The sequence below is a fragment of the Methylococcus sp. ANG genome, assembly GCF_040730495.1.
Classification (GTDB): Bacteria; Pseudomonadota; Gammaproteobacteria; order Methylococcales; family Methylococcaceae; genus Methylococcus.
Genome location: NZ_CP160399.1, coordinates 3,267,278 through 3,282,301, shown reverse-complemented (window position 1 = coordinate 3,282,301; position 15,024 = coordinate 3,267,278). Strand labels below are relative to the sequence as shown.

General features: G+C 64.4%; 16 protein-coding genes. 7 read left to right on the top strand and 9 right to left on the bottom strand.

Annotated elements, in window-relative coordinates; all coding sequences use genetic code 11:
* Positions 1-12: 12 nt before the first annotated feature.
* Positions 13-405, bottom strand: a complete 393-nt coding sequence (locus ABZN20_RS16035) for a transposase family protein (RefSeq protein ID WP_367025614.1) — start codon at positions 403-405, stop codon at positions 13-15.
* Between the two features lie 26 nt (positions 406-431).
* Positions 432-947 (bottom strand): helix-turn-helix domain-containing protein, encoded by a 516-nt coding sequence (locus tag ABZN20_RS16030; protein WP_367025613.1) that lies wholly within the window; start codon positions 945-947, stop codon positions 432-434.
* 26 nt (positions 948-973) lie between these two features.
* Between ABZN20_RS16030 and ABZN20_RS16025 the strand changes: the two genes are divergently transcribed.
* The 6 genes from ABZN20_RS16025 to ABZN20_RS16000 all read left to right on the top strand — a co-directional run bounded on the left by ABZN20_RS16025 (position 974) and on the right by ABZN20_RS16000 (position 3,240).
* Complete coding sequence (locus ABZN20_RS16025) at positions 974-1,498, top strand: REP-associated tyrosine transposase (RefSeq protein ID WP_423246449.1); 525 nt, start codon at positions 974-976, stop codon at positions 1,496-1,498.
* 68 nt (positions 1,499-1,566) lie between these two features.
* Entirely contained in the window at positions 1,567-1,704 is a 138-nt protein-coding gene (locus ABZN20_RS16020; RefSeq protein WP_367025908.1) for a hypothetical protein, read from the top strand.
* A 133-nt stretch (positions 1,705-1,837) separates the two neighbouring features.
* Positions 1,838-2,092, top strand: coding sequence for a helix-turn-helix domain-containing protein (locus tag ABZN20_RS16015; protein WP_367025907.1), 255 nt, complete (start codon positions 1,838-1,840; stop codon positions 2,090-2,092).
* A gap of 98 nt (positions 2,093-2,190) precedes the next feature.
* Entirely contained in the window at positions 2,191-2,694 is a 504-nt protein-coding gene (locus tag ABZN20_RS16010; RefSeq protein WP_367025906.1) for an REP-associated tyrosine transposase, read from the top strand.
* A gap of 47 nt (positions 2,695-2,741) precedes the next feature.
* Complete coding sequence (locus ABZN20_RS16005) at positions 2,742-2,963, top strand: (2Fe-2S)-binding protein (protein WP_367025905.1); 222 nt, start codon at positions 2,742-2,744, stop codon at positions 2,961-2,963.
* Positions 2,964-3,051: 88 nt separating this feature from the next.
* On the top strand, positions 3,052-3,240 hold the full coding sequence (locus ABZN20_RS16000; protein WP_367025904.1) for a hypothetical protein: 189 nt from the start codon (positions 3,052-3,054) through the stop codon (positions 3,238-3,240).
* A 185-nt stretch (positions 3,241-3,425) separates the two neighbouring features.
* Here ABZN20_RS16000 and ABZN20_RS15995 read toward each other — a convergent pair whose 3' ends face one another.
* Positions 3,426-4,859 (bottom strand): IS1380 family transposase, encoded by a 1,434-nt coding sequence (locus ABZN20_RS15995; RefSeq protein ID WP_367025903.1) that lies wholly within the window; start codon positions 4,857-4,859, stop codon positions 3,426-3,428.
* 70 nt (positions 4,860-4,929) lie between these two features.
* Between ABZN20_RS15995 and ABZN20_RS15990 the strand changes: the two genes are divergently transcribed.
* On the top strand, positions 4,930-5,193 hold the full coding sequence (locus ABZN20_RS15990; RefSeq protein ID WP_367025902.1) for a hypothetical protein: 264 nt from the start codon (positions 4,930-4,932) through the stop codon (positions 5,191-5,193).
* A 184-nt stretch (positions 5,194-5,377) separates the two neighbouring features.
* Here ABZN20_RS15990 and pmbA read toward each other — a convergent pair whose 3' ends face one another.
* The 6 genes from pmbA to ABZN20_RS15960 all read right to left on the bottom strand — a co-directional run bounded on the left by pmbA (position 5,378) and on the right by ABZN20_RS15960 (position 15,023).
* Positions 5,378-6,712, bottom strand: a complete 1,335-nt coding sequence (pmbA, locus tag ABZN20_RS15985) for a metalloprotease PmbA (RefSeq protein ID WP_367025901.1) — start codon at positions 6,710-6,712, stop codon at positions 5,378-5,380.
* Positions 6,705-8,150 carry a metalloprotease TldD gene (gene tldD, locus ABZN20_RS15980; protein WP_367025900.1) on the bottom strand — a complete coding sequence of 482 codons (1,446 nt, stop codon included), beginning with the start codon at positions 8,148-8,150 and terminating at the stop codon, positions 6,705-6,707. Before tldD ends, pmbA begins: the two co-directional genes overlap by 8 nt.
* Positions 8,151-8,178: 28 nt before the next feature.
* Entirely contained in the window at positions 8,179-9,000 is an 822-nt protein-coding gene (locus ABZN20_RS15975) for a carbon-nitrogen hydrolase family protein (protein WP_367025899.1), read from the bottom strand.
* Positions 9,001-9,048: 48 nt separating this feature from the next.
* Positions 9,049-12,849, bottom strand: a complete 3,801-nt coding sequence (locus ABZN20_RS15970; RefSeq protein ID WP_367025898.1) for a YhdP family protein — start codon at positions 12,847-12,849, stop codon at positions 9,049-9,051.
* A gap of 114 nt (positions 12,850-12,963) precedes the next feature.
* A complete protein-coding gene (gene rng, locus ABZN20_RS15965; protein ID WP_367025897.1) occupies positions 12,964-14,418 on the bottom strand; it encodes a ribonuclease G in 1,455 nt (484 codons plus the stop codon).
* Positions 14,415-15,023, bottom strand: coding sequence for a Maf family protein (locus ABZN20_RS15960; protein WP_367025896.1), 609 nt, complete (start codon positions 15,021-15,023; stop codon positions 14,415-14,417). Before ABZN20_RS15960 ends, rng begins: the two co-directional genes overlap by 4 nt.
* Position 15,024: the final 1 nt, after the last annotated feature.

Genomic DNA, 15,024 nt, shown 5'->3' with positions numbered 1-15,024 from the left:
ATAACCGCATGATTACAAAGAAATTTTTAGATTCCAAAGGCCAGCGCCAAGCCCGAAAAAGCTATCTATGAATAGACTGAGTCGGTTTCTAATGCGATGCATCAAGCAATGAAAGGTCTTCATTCCTCCAATGGAGTGTTCGACGGAGATGCGAGTTCGCGCTTGCTTTTTGTTCTCGCGCCTTTGTTGATCTGCCAACGCGGGATGAGGATTGTTCTTGGAGGCTCTGGGTTTCTTATGAGGCAGGTGAATTCTGGCTTTATTCCCATAATCGGAAGCGGCCCCCAAGAACCCCAAATCCAACCAGACATCGGCACCGTCAAACCATGATAAGGCAGGATCGAACCATCGCTTCATCAGCGCATAATCATGAACACTGCCGGCCACGATACTTCCAACGAACAAAATTTGCCGTGCCAGGGTCGAAATGACTAGGGTTTTAACCGTATGGCGTTTTTTTTACCGCTATAGTGGGCTTTCTGCTGATCGTCATCCTGCGGCCTGACGCAACTGCATTCCACCCCGTCAATGATGATATCTCCATGTTTTTCAATCAGCTTCATCATCTCTCCCGGGGTCGTCAGCTCCCGCTCGGGCAGCAGATCAAGTTTCGCCAGGCTGCGCCGTAACACGGGCAGAAGTTGCGCCACATGGCGATGCGCGTGTCCCGAGCTGAAGCCAAAATGAAAGCCCAGGACATCGAAGGTACAGTAGGTCTTGAGGTAATGCAAAATGAAGAACAGCTTCTTATCTATCCGATCGAGATAGCCCACATGGCCACCTTTGGGTACCCGTTTTATTTCGCCTTGCTGAACGCGTTCTTGCTGAATCTCCGCATGAGCCTCCTCAAAGATAGGGCAAAGCTTGGCGAATTGCGCCTTACTCATTCCGATCAGGGCTCTGACGGTACGCTCACTGGTTTCTTCCATGAACTTTTCAAAAATCATTGGCTGACATCATTCGATTGTTGTTAATTGTTTTATACCACAACAAATCCATTTATTTCAACGGAAGCAACTCTAATCTGCTGCAACGCTACGGCAACGATCTGCTGGTCCGCGAGATCGACTTGTTACGCGCGACGGTGAGGCGGGTGCGTTCGCATCATCCGTTTCGAATCGATGCCTGGGTGGTATTGCCGGATCACCTGCATTGCGTGTGGACCTTGCCGCCCGGCGATAGCGATTTCAGCCTACGATGGCGATTGATCAAGAGCGGATTTTCGCGTGCATTACCCAAGACCGAACGCCGGTCGGATATCCGCAAGGCCGCCGGGGAGCGTGGAATCTGGCAGCGTCATTATTGGGAGCATTTGATCCGAGATGATGCCGACTATCAACGGCATGCGGATTATGTGCACGTGAATCCGCTGAAACATGGCCATGTCATGCGTGCACAGGATTGGCCCTATTCCACCTTTCACCGGTACGTTGCGAAAGGGACTTATCCGGCGGACTGGTGCGGCGATATAGGCGTTTCGGTGGGTGGCGGCGAATGACATTCGTCCGATTACGCTGCGCTAATCGGACCTACGTGAACTATCAACGGCATGTGGATTATGTGCACGTGAATCCGCTGAAACATGGCTATGTCCTGCGTGCACAGGATTGGCCTTATTCCACCTTTCACCGATACGTTGCGAAAGGGATTTATTCGGCGGACTGGTGCGGCGATATAGGCGTTTCGGTGGGTGGCGGCGAATGACATTCGTCCGATTACGCTGCGCTAATCGGACCTACGTGAATTGGCGGCATTCTCAAGGCGGTAAGAGAGGAAATCGAAAACGGCTGATCGCAAGCAATCTGCCAAGCCTGCGTCCGCAGGCGATGCATTGGGTATGAAGCTGCTGCAATCGGTTCGCGAAATGAAGGCAGCACAGGCCGCGCGCGTTACGCAAGTCGAACCTAATGAAGTGGCGCAAGCCCGGCAAAACACCGGGCTCTCGCAGGCGCAGTTCGCCCGTGCGCTCTGCATCTCCAAGCGTACGTTGCAGGAGTGGGAGCAAGGGCGTCGTTCGCCTTCGGGAGCGGCCCAGGCTCTCATCCGGATTGCCCGCCGCCATCCGGAGGTGGTTCTCGAGGCGCTGGATTGATCCGCTGGTTCAGTTCACGTAGGTCCGATTAGCGCAGCGTAATCGGACGAATGGCTGGCGTCAGGCGATAACGCCTACTCCAATAGCGGACAACGGACATGCCAAACTATCGACGCGCGTTCGTGCCTGGCGGTACTTGGTTCTTTACGGTCAATCTGCTGCAACGCTACGGCAACGATCTATTGGTCCGCGAGATCGATTTGTTACGCGAGACGGTGAGGCGGGTGCGTTCGCGTCACCCTTTCCGAATCGATGCCTGGGTGGTATTGCCGGATCACCTGCATTGCGTGTGGACCTTGCCGCCCGGCGATAGCGATTTCAGCATGCGATGGCGATTGATCAAGAGCGGATTCTCGCGCGCATTACCCAAGACCGAACGCCGGTCGGATATCCGCAAGGCCGCCGGGGAGCGTGGAATCTGGCAGCGTCATTATTGGGAGCATTTGATCCGAGATGATGCCGACTATCAACGGCATGCGGATTATGTGCACGTGAATCCGCTGAAACATGGCTATGTCCTGCGTGCACAGGATTGGCCTTATTCCACCTTTCACCGGTACGTTGCGAAAGGTATTTATTCGGCGGACTGGTGCGGCGAATGAATTTGTCCGATTACGCTGCGCTAATCGGACCTACGTGAAGTTGGCGCATGGCGATGGGTGACGCAATCCCGGACGATAGACAAGATGTCATTTGCCGCTGCAGCGGCACGACGGCCCAGCAAATCAGGCGGCAGTTCGATAAGGGCGTTACCGATATCGACGGGATATCGAGAGCGACGGGCGCATGTTCCGGTTGCGGGGCTTGCGATACCGATATTATGGCGCTGTTGGCCGAATACCTTTTAGCCGCTTCCCCCGATCCAGGCTGATGCCTGAACCGCTCTGCCTCCCTCTTGCCGGTCGAAGCAAAGAGCAGCTACAATCCGAATACCCCGTCACCCTCTATAAATTCGAGATATGAGCTACAAAGCCAGCCTCGTCAAACTCGCGATCAAGTGGACCCCGAAATTCCTGGTTTTGTGGGTCGCAAATATTATTCTCAAAGGCATCGCGGAGCTGACTTATTTTGCCTTTGACATCGATACGCGAAAACCTGAATCCGTGTTCCCCTCGGCTTACACCTTCCCATCGGGCCTGAACGCATGAATTTCGAGCGCTCTCCCTTGGGATTTGCCCTCGCTACCGGCGATCCGGGGAACGTTCGACCGGGGTTTCGGGGCCAATCTGCTTGGCGTGCGCTTATCGTCAGCTCATTTTCCGCTCCCTGCGCGAGACTGTCCCTTCCGGGGTTCCGGAATCAGGGATTCGAGGCGTGCGGCAGGCATTTCCCGTCATCCGGACGCCGCCGCCCACAGCCGATTCTGAAGCATCACGAACACGGCTACGTTTGCCGCCACGCCACGGCCGAAATCGAGGATCAGCCGGCGGGCATGGGCGACGAACTTCGCCGCCCGGTACATGATCTCCTGCAGCACGGTCCGGATGCGGCGGCGCTTGGCCGGATGACGGATCGGCGCAATCTCGCCAGTCAGGCCGATCTGTCCCAAGAGACGCAGGCAGTTGTAGGCGAAGGCCGCCAGATGCAGGATCACGTCGTGGGTGTCGAACTTGCCCGAGGGCAGCCGTTCCAGGTCGAGGTCGGTCTTGACAAGCCCGAAGGGCGCAGGACGCCACGCAGTGGCGGTCCTGAGCGAAGCGAAGGATTCGGCGGAGCCGAACAACTCGGAGTGGAACTGCTCATGCATGCCGTGGTGCTGGTAGAGTTCGATCACTTCCTCGGCGGAACAGGAGAGCGTCGTCCACCCGCCTTCCAGTTCGACCTCCGGGGCCAGCAGGTGTTGGCCCTTCTTGTCGATGGTGCGCTCGACGACCCTGGCGACCAGGCGGAAGGAGCGCTTCTCCTTGTGCCAGGCGCGCTCGATGTCCAGCGACAGGAGGGCCTCGCGCTTACCGGGGCGAGTCTCGACCCAGGCCTTCGCCTCCTCGGCGCGCTTGACCCAGGCCGCCTTGTCCTGCTTGCGGGGGTTCCACTTGCAGATGAAGTCGAGGCTTCGCCCCAGCGCGGCTTGCCGGTCTCGCTCCGCGGCCTTGGCGAACAGGAGCTGTGCGCCGTCGAAACCGCTGTCCTCGCGCAGCAGCACGGGCTGATCCGGTTTGACCAGGCGTTCGATGCGCGGAAACAGCCGCTCGTAGAAGTAGTGCGTCTCGAACGCCGAGTGGCGGGACCCTGGCCTCAGTTCCAGCCCGGTGTTCCAGCCTTCGTTGCCGAGATAGGCGGCAATCGGCGGGTAACCGTCGAAGCCCTGATAGGTGCGCGACACCGCTTCCTTCTTCGTGCCACTATTGTCCATGGCGAAGGTATCAATGTCGCAGCAGACATAGCCCTTGTGCGGCGTGATCGGCGCCTCGGCTCGCTCCAGCAACCTCAGGGAAAGCTCATCGGCCAGATCGCGGATGGCTTCCGCCTTGGCATTCAGACGCTGGCGCAGCCACACGGCTCCGGGCACCTTCGTCAGCCCCAGCGACTCCTTGAAGAAGCGGTCCTCCCGAAACGGCTCGATGGCTTCGAAGTCGCTCTTGCCCAGACTCAACAACCCGACCACGCTCTTGACGATGTCCGAGGTGCGCATGCCTTGCGACACCGGAATCTTCGGATCAATGACCGCCTCCACCTGCGCCGCCTGGCAGCACTGGCCAATCAGCGCCAGGCCGGAATACGAGGTCAGTTGCAGCTTGCTGGATTGCTTGACTTCAAAGCGCGGCATGATCAAATGGGTGACATCGAAAATGGGCTAATTATACAATGGATTCAATATGTTATGAATTATTTAGAGGGTGGGAGCACGGATTCAGGGAAAAGCATACGTCGCAATCAACCTCACCGGCGAATCGGAAACGATCGAAGTCTGGCTTGAAGATTTTTATATCATCTCCGACGAAACATCCTTTCAATTCGTCGTCCAGCAGGCCCGGTCCAACAGGCTCTGGCTGAATAACCTGCTGGCCCATGTGACGGGAAAAACCTGGAAAATCCCGGAAATACCCCAATATTCGGCTCAGCTCAAGCTTGTCGCGGAGCTGCTGGAAGCGAAAGGCTGAATCCCACCCTCATCCCCGGCCCTTCTCCCGCTGGGAGAAGGGAGCAGCCCCCTCCCGGCGTGAGTCGGAAGGACTTGCCTCCATGGCATTACCCGAGCCGGAGGCCGTTCGCACCCCGACTCCATCACGGCTATTCGCTCGCCGGTCACGCGGCGCAGGACTCGCAAACCAGGGCCGCGGCCCGTCAATCACCTGCCACCGTCATGGATTCGATCAGAATCGATCCGGTGCGGACGTTGCCGCGGAGGTCGACGTCGTTGCCGACGGCGACGATGTGGCCGAACATGTCCCTGAGATTGCCGGCGATCGTGATTTCCTCGACCGGGAACCGGATCTCGCCGTTCTCGACCCAGTAGCCCGCCGCGCCGCGCGAGTAGTCGCCGGTGACGATATTGACGCCCTGCCCCAGCAATTCGGTGACGACCAAACCGGTGCCCATGCGCCGGATCAGGGCGTCGAAGCCCTCATTGCCCGAGTCGACGATCAGATTGTGCACGCCGCCGGCGTTGCCGGTCGTCTGCATCCCCAGCTTTCGGGCCGAGTAAGTGCTCAGCACGTAGGATTCCAATACGCCGCCGCGGACCAGGTCGCGCGCCCGCGTCGCCACGCCTTCGGCATCGTAGGGGGCGCTGCCTAAGCCCCGGGGCAGGTGCGGCAGTTCGTGGATGTGGACGAACTCGGGGAAGATGCGCTGGCCCAGGGCGTCGAGCAGGAACGAGGACTTGCGGTAGAGATTGCCGCCGCGGATCGCTGCGATCAGATGGCCGATCAAGCCGGAGGCTACGTCGGCGGCGAACAGCACGGGGCATTGGCGGGTCGACAGGCCCTGCGCCCCCAGCCTGCGCACGGTGCGCTCGGCGGCCTTGCGCCCTACCGCCTCGGCGGATTCCAGTTCGGCCGGATTGCGCGCCACGGTCCACCAGTCGTCGCGCTGCATGCCGCCGTCGCTCTCGCCGATCACGGAACACGACAGGCTGTGGCGGCTGCTGGCGTAGCCGTGCAGGAAGCCCAAGCTGTTGCCCAGTACCCGGACGCCTTCGAAGGCGTTGAGGCTGGCCCCTTCCGAATTGGTGATGGCGTCGGAATAGCCCCGCGCCGCGTTTTCGCAGGCCAGGGCCAATTCGATGCCTTGCTCCGCGTCCAGCGTCCAGGGATGGTAGAGATCGAGTTCCGGGATGTCCTGGGCCAGCAGCTCGGCGTCGGGCAGACCGGCGCAGGGGTCTTCCGCGCCGTAGCGGGCGATCCGGCAGGCCGCGCCCACGGTTTCGGTCAGGGCACGCTCGCCGAGGTCCGTGGTGCTGGCCGAGCCCTTGCGCTGGCCGTAATACACGGTGATCCCGAGGCCCTGGCTGCGGTGGTGCTCGATGGTTTCCACCTCGCCCAGCCGGACGGTGAGCGAGAGGCCCTGGTCGGCGCTGCAGCCGACTTCGGCGGCGCTGGCGCCTTGCCTGGCGGCTTCGGCCAGGCAGAACCGGGTCAGCGATTCGAGCCGTTCGAGTTGAGTTCTGTTGTCAGACACGGGTGCCTCCCACCGTCAATCCGTCGATCTTCAGGGTCGGCTGGCCGACCCCCACGGGCACGCTCTGCCCGTCCTTGCCACAGGTGCCCACGCCGGGATCGAGCTCCAGGTCGTTGCCCACCATGCTGACCCGGGTCAGCACGTCCGGCCCGTTGCCGATCAAGGTGGCGCCGCGCACCGGGCGGGTGATGCGACCGTCCTCGATCAGATAAGCCTCGCTGGCGGAGAACACGAACTTGCCCGAGGTGATGTCGACCTGGCCGCCGCCGAAATTGCGGGCGTACAGGCCCTTCGGCACGGAGGCGATGATTTCCTCCGGCGCGTGCCCGCCCGGCAGCATGTAGGTGTTGGTCATGCGCGGCATGGGCAGGCACTGGTAGGATTCGCGGCGGCCGTTGCCGGTGGGCGCCACGCCCATGAGGCGAGCGTTGAGCTTGTCCTGCATGTAGCCCTTGAGGATGCCGTTTTCGATCAGCACGGTCTGGCGGGTGGGCGTGCCTTCGTCGTCGATGCTCAAGGAGCCGCGGCGGTTCGCCAGGGTGCCGTCGTCCACCACCGTGCACAGGGGCGAGGCGACCCGCTCGCCGACCCGCCCGCTGAAGGCGGACGTACCCTTGCGGTTGAAATCGCCTTCCAGGCCGTGGCCGATCGCCTCGTGCAGCAGGATGCCGGGCCAGCCGGGACCCAACACCACGGTCATGGTCCCGGCCGGGGCATCGCCGGCCTCCAGGTTGACCAGCGCCTGGCGCACCGCTTCACGCGCATAGCCCAGCGCCCGGTCCTGTTCGAAGAAGAAACCGTAGTCGGTACGTCCGCCGCCGCCCGCGCTGCCCTGTTCGCGCCGGCCGTCGCTTTCGACGATGACGCTGACGTTGAGCCGCACCATCGGCCGCACGTCGCCGTGCATCGCGCCGTCCAGGCCGAAGACCAGCACCGAGGAATAGCCGCCGGAGAGGCTGACGAACACCTGCTCGACGCGGGGATCGGCGCGGCGGGCTTCGGCGTCCAGACTGCGCAGCAGATCGATCTTGGCCTCCGCCGACAGCGAGGCCAGCGGATCGACCGGGGCGTACAGCCGCGGCGCGGCATGGCCGCCGGGTACGGCGATACGGGCGGCCTGCCCGCCGCGGGCGATGCTGCGGGCATTGCCCGCCGCCTCCAGCAGCACCGGCAGCGCCAGCTCGTCGCTGTAGGCGAAGCCGGTCTTCTCGCCGGAGACGGCGCGCAGGCCGGCCCCCTGCTCGATGCCGTAGGAACCTTCCTTGACGATGCCGTCCTCCAGCGACCAGGACTCGTAATGGCTGGACTGGAGGTAGACGTCGGCATCGTCGATCTCGCCGCCCGCCAGCCGGGCCACGACCTTTTCGATGTCCTGCGGGATCAGCCCGCAGGGTTCAAGGATCGCCCGTTCGGCGATCGCCAGGATTTCAGTTGTCATGATGACTCAAGCCATTGCTTTAGGACGTTCAGGCGCAATGCAGGCGCCGGTGTTCGAGCACGGGGAAGGAGGCGCGCACCTGCGCCAGACGTTCGCGGTCGATTTCGGCGCAGACGATGCCGGCACCCGTGGGCAACGAAGCCAGCACCTTGCCCCAGGGATCGACCACCATGCTGTGGCCGAAGGTCTCGCGCCCGTTCAGATGGAAACCGCCCTGGTTGGACGCCACGGTGTAGCAAAGATTCTCGACCGCGCGCGCCCGCACCAGGATTTCCCAGTGCGCCGCGCCGGTGCGGGCGGTAAAGGCCGCCGGCACGGCGAGGAGGTCCAGCCCTTGCTCCGCCATGCGGCGGAACAGCTCCGGGAACCGGAGGTCGTAGCAGATGGCTATCCCCAAGGCGCCGAACGGCGAATCCAGCACCAGCGGCTCGGTGCCGGCTTCGATGGTCTGGGACTCGCGATAGGTCTCCTCGGTGCCCGGAACCACGACGTCGAACAGATGGATCTTGTCGTAGCGGCCGACCCGTCGCCCGTGGTCGTCGTAGACCAGGCACGATGCCCGCACCCGGCCGTCCCCGGCACACATCGGCATGGTCCCGCCGACCAGCCAGACCTTGTGGCGCTCGGCCGCGCCCGCGAGAAACTCCTGGATCGGCCCGCTGCCGTCGGATTCCGCCACGCCGAGCTTGTCCGTTTCCGTCATGCCCATGATCGCGAAATTTTCCGGCAGCACCACCAGCTTGGCGCCGGCGGCCGCGGCCTGCTTGACCAGCCGGCCCGCCTCCAGCAGATTCGACCCGACCTGCGGTCCGGAAGCCATCTGAACCGCCGCACAAATCATTTTCTTCATTCCTTATCTCTCTACCAGTAATTCAATCGATTCTTTGCCGTTCCGGCCTCATTCCTGCGGCGTGTCGCCCGAGGCCTTGGTGATGACCGGATTGTCCAGGCTGCCCTTGACCAGATAGCGCGTCTGGGTCAGGCGCTCCACTTGTCCATTCATCATCTTGTCGGCGACGAACACGCCGGCCCCCACCGCGGCCCCCACCGCCGGCCCGAGCGGGCCGCCCATGAGCACGCCGGCGACGGGCAGGGCGATGCTGGTGTTGGGAATCACCGTCACGACCTGATCGACCTCCCGGGTCGCCAGTTTCACGCCGCCGTTGATGACGATCTTCGCCGCCACGCCATCGATTACGAAACCCTTGGTCTCCGCCCGTCCATTCGCGATGTCCAGTTTGCCGGCGATGCCGTCGTAGGCCATGCCGGCGCCGAACAGATCGGAGAAATCCAGGCTGAGGCGCCGCCACAGGGCATCGACGTTGAACAGTCCGAGAAACCGGCCTATCCCCACGTCCACCTTCAGCAGAGCTCCCTTGCCCAGTTTCATGTCGACCGTGCCCGCGAGATTGGCGGAGGAGACCCCGAACGGCGTCTCCGCCCAGTTCAGCGCGTAGTTCACGTCCGCCGGCGTATCCCGTACGAACTCCGGGTAGCCGAGCTCCGCCGCCAGCATGCCCGAATCCTTCACGTTGAGCTTGCCGCTGATGTAGGTCCTGTCGGTGCCGCCCTGGCGCGTCCATTCGCCCCGCTGGACGACGAGCTCGTGATTGTCGGAACGCAAACTGGCCGAACGCAGCACAATGCCGCGCGCCCGGCTGTCCACCTCGGCCTGCAGCCGGCCCACGTCGAAACCGTGCCAGAGCACGTGGTGGCCGACCAGGCTCAGGGACGGGAAACTGCCCGGATGCAGCGTGTCCAGCCAGGAGTCGGTCGAAGCGACCGCCTTTTCGTCCAGCCGGGACAGTTTGACGAAATCGAGGTCGGCCTTGACGCTGGACAACCGCCCCGCGGCCATGTCAGCGTCGAATCCGCCCTTGACGTAGTCCGAATCGATCACGCCGCGGAAGCCGCCCGCACGCGAGACTGCCTGCACGGCCACCGGGCCTTTCGCCTTGCCGTCCCACAGCACCTGCCCCACCTGCACGTCCAGCGCCTTGACGTCCATCCTGATGCCCTCGCGTCCGGCGCCGCCGGCGGCGGCGAAGACGTCGGCCCAGGGCGCCAGATCCAGGCTCGGCGACCGGACCACGACGCGCAAGCCGGAACCGTCGACGCTCTTCGGCAGCCCGGTTCCGATCGCGAGCTGTACGCCTTTCAGGCGGTATTCCTCGCCGGCCAGGTCGAACCGCGCCGCGACGTCCGCGCCATAGCTCAGATCGGCGCGTATGGCGGCCCCGCCCAGACGGGTATCGAGGCGGAACATCCGCCGCTCGCCCGGGGCCTTGCCCAAAGGGACCGGCAAGACCACCTTCGTGCCGACGAGGTCCGAACTCAGGCTCAACGGCACGCCGTCGCTCTGCTCCGTGCCGGCGGGCAGCTTGACGCTCACGGTCAGAGGAACGGCCCCCGCCAGATAGCGCCAAGCGGGGTTCGGAAACCTGTCCTTGAGCGCTGCCACCGGGAACTGGCCGCTGACGTCGACGTCCAGGGTATCGCCATTGCGCCGGGCCCGGGCGGACACGGCCTGGCGCAGCCATTTTCCCTGGAGCCGGCCGGATACCAGCCCGTCCTCGGTGAATCCCAGTTCGCCTTTGGCATTCTCGACCCGCTCGGTGAGCCCGGTGAGCTCGATGCTGGTCCGGCTCAGCCGCGCGGTGCCGTCCAGCTTGAACGGCGGCGCCTTGCTTTCCATCGGGACTTTCATGGCCAGATCGAGCAGGGCATCCCCATCGACCGCCATCACGGCGTCCACTTTACCGGCCACCGGCCGAAGCGGGGTCGTCCGGAAAAACTCGAGGCACTGCGCCAAGGTAGCCGACACCCGGCCCTCGATGCCGATGACCGCGTCCTTCGCCAAGTCGGCGACCTTGGCCTTGGCGCCACGTATTTCGCCACCGGCCAAACGGGCGCCGGCCGCCTCGATCTCCATCCCCGGCCCGGAGAAACGGACCGTCCCGCCGGCATCCTCCAAGGCAGGCCACTCCGGATCGTAGCGCAGGCGCACACCGGAAAACCCGACGTCGGCTTGGAATATCCCCTCGCCCTTGCGAAACGGAAACGCCGCCAGCGGCCCCTCGAAACGGAGATGCGCCCCGTCCAACCGGCCGTGCTCCAGACTCTGGCCCAGCCAGCGGCCCAGCAGCGGAAACGCCTTGGCCGGAAAATAGCGCTTGAGGCGGGACGTTTCCGCCGCCCCCGCCTCCGCCCGCAGATCGAGCCGGAGCCCCTGGCCCGCGCCCCGGCTGACACCGAACGACGCGGAAAGGGACCAGTCGCCGGTTTCCAGGCTTGCCCGATCGGCGCGTACGGCCCAGCCTTCGCCGGTCCACTGCCACGCCAGGGCCATGCCTCCCCGCCGCACCAGGAGCGGCTCGGCCAGCATTCCGGCCAGGTCCAGCACGCCATCCTGCATGCGGATCACAGCCCCGCCCCGCTCGTCGCTGCCGCAGATGTGGCCGCCGAGGCCGGCGGCGCCCGGCAGACCGTCGCGGGCCGGGAGCGCGACCCCGCCGAAGCGCGCGCACAGACCGAAGCGCCGGCGACCTGCGTTCTCGTAGCCGAGACGGAGCGCGTCGACCGTGCCCGACGGCGCGGGTCCGCGCAATCCGAGCAGGGGCCACAGCGGCTTGAGGTCGTCCAGGGCCACGGTATCGGCGGCGGCAAACGCCGATTCGACGGCGCCGCCCGAGCCGCGGTTCAGAGCCAGGGCCAGCCGGGACAGAGGCCATTCGTGCCCCGCGGACACCAGTTTCAGCCGCTGTGCGTTCATCCGCCAGCCGTTCGGTTCGCGGCGCCAGAACACGTCGCCCGCAATGGCGGCCAGTGCGAACCCCGGCGCACTCCCGTTTTCGCCCGGCAAATGCCCGAGGCGGACGTTGCGTCCGCCGAAACGCGCCGCAAGCGACCCGATGCGGCCCGCCGTAAGCTCTGCCCAGGCCCGCACGTCCGCCAGTCCGGACTCCAGACGGAAACCCGGCGGCAGTTCGTCGTCCAGGGCGGTCAGGGCCAGATCCTTGGCATCGGCATGGATGCGGCCCGACAGCGTGCTGGATTCGAACAGGTCCCCGCGCAGATCGAAGCCCGCCCGCACGGTGCCCGCCAGCGCCGCCGGCGGGTCCAGGCTGACGCTCATCCGGTGGCGGTCGCCGCGGCTGACCAGCAGCAGATCGACGTCGCCCAGTTCCAGCCTGGCGCCGCCCCGCTGGATGTCCTGCCAGTCGATCCGGCAGTCGCTGATCCGGAAAGAACCCAGAGTCCGCAGCCACTCCGGAATCGTCTCGATCGCGTGCAGGCCGACGATGCCGAAGCTGCCGTCGGCGAGGCGGCGCAGGGAGAGCGGGGTGCCGCGCAGTTCCAGCCAGGCGACGCGCAGGTCGCGCGCCATCAGCGAGGCCATGGCCGCTATGCCGAACCGTATCTCGGCGAAACGGAGGGCTTCGGCGCCCGCGTCGTCGAGAACGGTGACCTCCCGCAACACCAGTTCCAGCGTTCCGGTCCACATCGCGGCCGAAATATGGCCGATCCGGATGTTTTCGCCGCCGAGCTGGCCTATCCGCCGTTCCAACTGCCCCTTGAATTCGTCGATCCCGGGTACCAGCCACAGCCGGAACGCCGCGGACCCGGCGGCGAGCCCGAGCAGCGCGGCGAGCGCTCCGTAACGGACGGCGCGGGCGGAAACGCGAAGAATTCTTTTCAAAAGACCGGTAGCCGCATGGAAATATCGACAGGGAACGTCGCCCGAAGGCGTCGGCGGATTCTCCCACGCCGGCCGGTTGCCCGCAAAACGCCGGCGGAACGAGGGAAATGCGGGCTAGAGGATCACGACATCGTACTGTTCCTGGTTGTACTGGGACTCGGCGCGGAACTTGATCGGGACGCCGATGAAGGATTCGAGTTCGGACAGCGTGTCGGCCTCCTCGTCCAGCAGCCGCTCCACCACCTCGTTGGACGCCAGCACCAACAGCTCCTGGACCTGGTACTGGCGCACCTCGCGGATGATCTCGCGGAAAATGTCCAGGCAGGTCGTTTCCGCGGTCTTCAGCACCCCGCGCCCCCCGCAGGCGGGGCAAGGCTCGCACAGCACGTGCTCCAGGCTCTCGCGGGTGCGTTTGCGGGTCATCTCCACCAGCCCCAGCGGCGATACCTCGCTGATGGTGTTCTTGGCCGGGTCGCGCTCGAGGTGGCGGATCAAGGCCTGCAGGACCTGTGCCTTGTGGTCCTCGTCCCACATGTCGATGAAGTCGATGATGATGATGCCGCCCAGGTTCCTCAGCCGGAGTTGGCGGGCGATGGCCTGAGCGGCTTCGAGATTCGTCTTGAAGATGGTTTCCTCGAGGTTGCGCCCGCCGACGAAGGCACCGGTGTTGACGTCGACCGTGGTCATCGCCTCGGTCTGGTCGAAGATCAGGTAGCCGCCGGACTTGAGCGTCACCCGCCGCTCCAGCGCCTTCTGGATTTCCTCCTCCACGCCGTAGAGGTCGAACAGCGGCCGCTCGCCGGCGTAATGCTCGATCATCGGAGCGATCTCGGGTACGAACTCGCGGGCGAATTTCGTGAGCCGCGCATGGGTTTCCCGCGAATCCACCCGGATCTTGTCCACCCGGGTGCGGCGCAGGTCGCGCAGCACCCGCATGCTCAAGGGGAGATCCTCGTGCAGCAGCATCTTGACCCGCGCGGTCTTGATCCGCTGGGCGATGGAGTTCCAGAGCTTGAGCAGGAACAGCATGTCCGCCCGCAGCATGGCCTCGTCCACGCCCTCCGCCGAAGTCCGGGCGATGAAGCCGCCGGTGCCGTGCTCGCGCTGGAAGGCTTCCACGCAGGCGCGGAGGCGTATCCTTTCGGCCTCGCACTCGATCCGCTGCGACACGCCCGAAGTCTTGGCAAACGGCATGTAGACTTCGTAGACCGACGGCACCGAAATCTCGGTGCTCAGGCGCGCGCCCTTGGTGCCGATGGGGTCCTTGACAACCTGGACGGCGATCTCCTGGCCGTCCTTGAAGATGGCCTCGATCTTGTCGGTGCCGGCCTTTTCGCGCTCGGCCGCGCTCAGGTCGGAGATATGCAGGAAGGCCGCCCGTTCCAGGCCGATGTCGACGAACACCGCCTGCATGCCGGGCAGCACCCGGCAGATCTTGCCCTTGTAGATGTTGCCGACCAGGCCGCGGCGGCGCGTCCGCTCGATCAGGACCTCCTGCACCACGCCGTTTTCGACGAGGGCGACGCGGGTTTCCGGCGGGGTGATGTTGATGAGTATCTCGTCGCTCATGGCGCGGCTCCGGCCAGCAGGCGCGCGGTCCCCAGTCCCAGATGCTGCAGCAGGCGGGCAGTTTCCAGCAGCGGCAGGCCCATGACGCCGGAAAAGCTGCCGCGAAGCTCGGCCACGAACAGCTCGCCGCGGCCCTGGATGGCATAGGCGCCCGCCTTGTCCGCCGGTTCGCCGCTGGCCCAGTAGGCGTCGATCTCCTCGAGGCCGATGTCGCGAAACCGCACCCGGCTGACGCTCAGCGCCTCCCAGTGGCGGTCGCCCCGGCGCAGGGAGACCGCGCTGAGCACCTCGTGGGTCCGTCCCGACAGACGGCCCAGCATCTCGCGGGCGTGCTCCGGCCCCTGCGGCTTGCCGAAGATTTGGCCGTCGAGCACCACCTCGGTGTCCGCCGCCAGCACCGCCGCGTCAGCCGGCGCCATCGTCTGGCCTTGCGCGGACTTGTCGGACGCCACCCGGCGCACGTAGTCCTCGGCGGCCTCCCCGGACCGGGGCCGCTCTTCGACCTCGACGGCGAGCACTTCGAACGGGAGGCCGAAGCGGCCCAGCAGCTCGCGGCGCCTGGGCGAGGTCGAAGCGAGGATCAGGTTGAGGTCTTTGGCCTGCATG

Coding starts and splice junctions, on each gene's coding strand:
- ABZN20_RS16030 (WP_367025613.1), bottom strand. CDS start 947: ATGATTTTTGAAAAGTTCATGGAAGAAACCAGTGAGCGTACCGTCAGA.
- ABZN20_RS16015 (WP_367025907.1), top strand. CDS start 1,838: ATGAAGCTGCTGCAATCGGTTCGCGAAATGAAGGCAGCACAGGCCGCG.
- ABZN20_RS16010 (WP_367025906.1), top strand. CDS start 2,191: ATGCCAAACTATCGACGCGCGTTCGTGCCTGGCGGTACTTGGTTCTTT.
- ABZN20_RS16005 (WP_367025905.1), top strand. CDS start 2,742: ATGGCGATGGGTGACGCAATCCCGGACGATAGACAAGATGTCATTTGC.
- ABZN20_RS16000 (WP_367025904.1), top strand. CDS start 3,052: ATGAGCTACAAAGCCAGCCTCGTCAAACTCGCGATCAAGTGGACCCCG.
- ABZN20_RS15995 (WP_367025903.1), bottom strand. CDS start 4,859: ATGCCGCGCTTTGAAGTCAAGCAATCCAGCAAGCTGCAACTGACCTCG.
- tldD (WP_367025900.1), bottom strand. CDS start 8,150: ATGACAACTGAAATCCTGGCGATCGCCGAACGGGCGATCCTTGAACCC.
- ABZN20_RS15975 (WP_367025899.1), bottom strand. CDS start 9,000: ATGAAGAAAATGATTTGTGCGGCGGTTCAGATGGCTTCCGGACCGCAG.
- rng (WP_367025897.1), bottom strand. CDS start 14,418: ATGAGCGACGAGATACTCATCAACATCACCCCGCCGGAAACCCGCGTC.
- ABZN20_RS15960 (WP_367025896.1), bottom strand. CDS start 15,023: ATGCAGGCCAAAGACCTCAACCTGATCCTCGCTTCGACCTCGCCCAGG.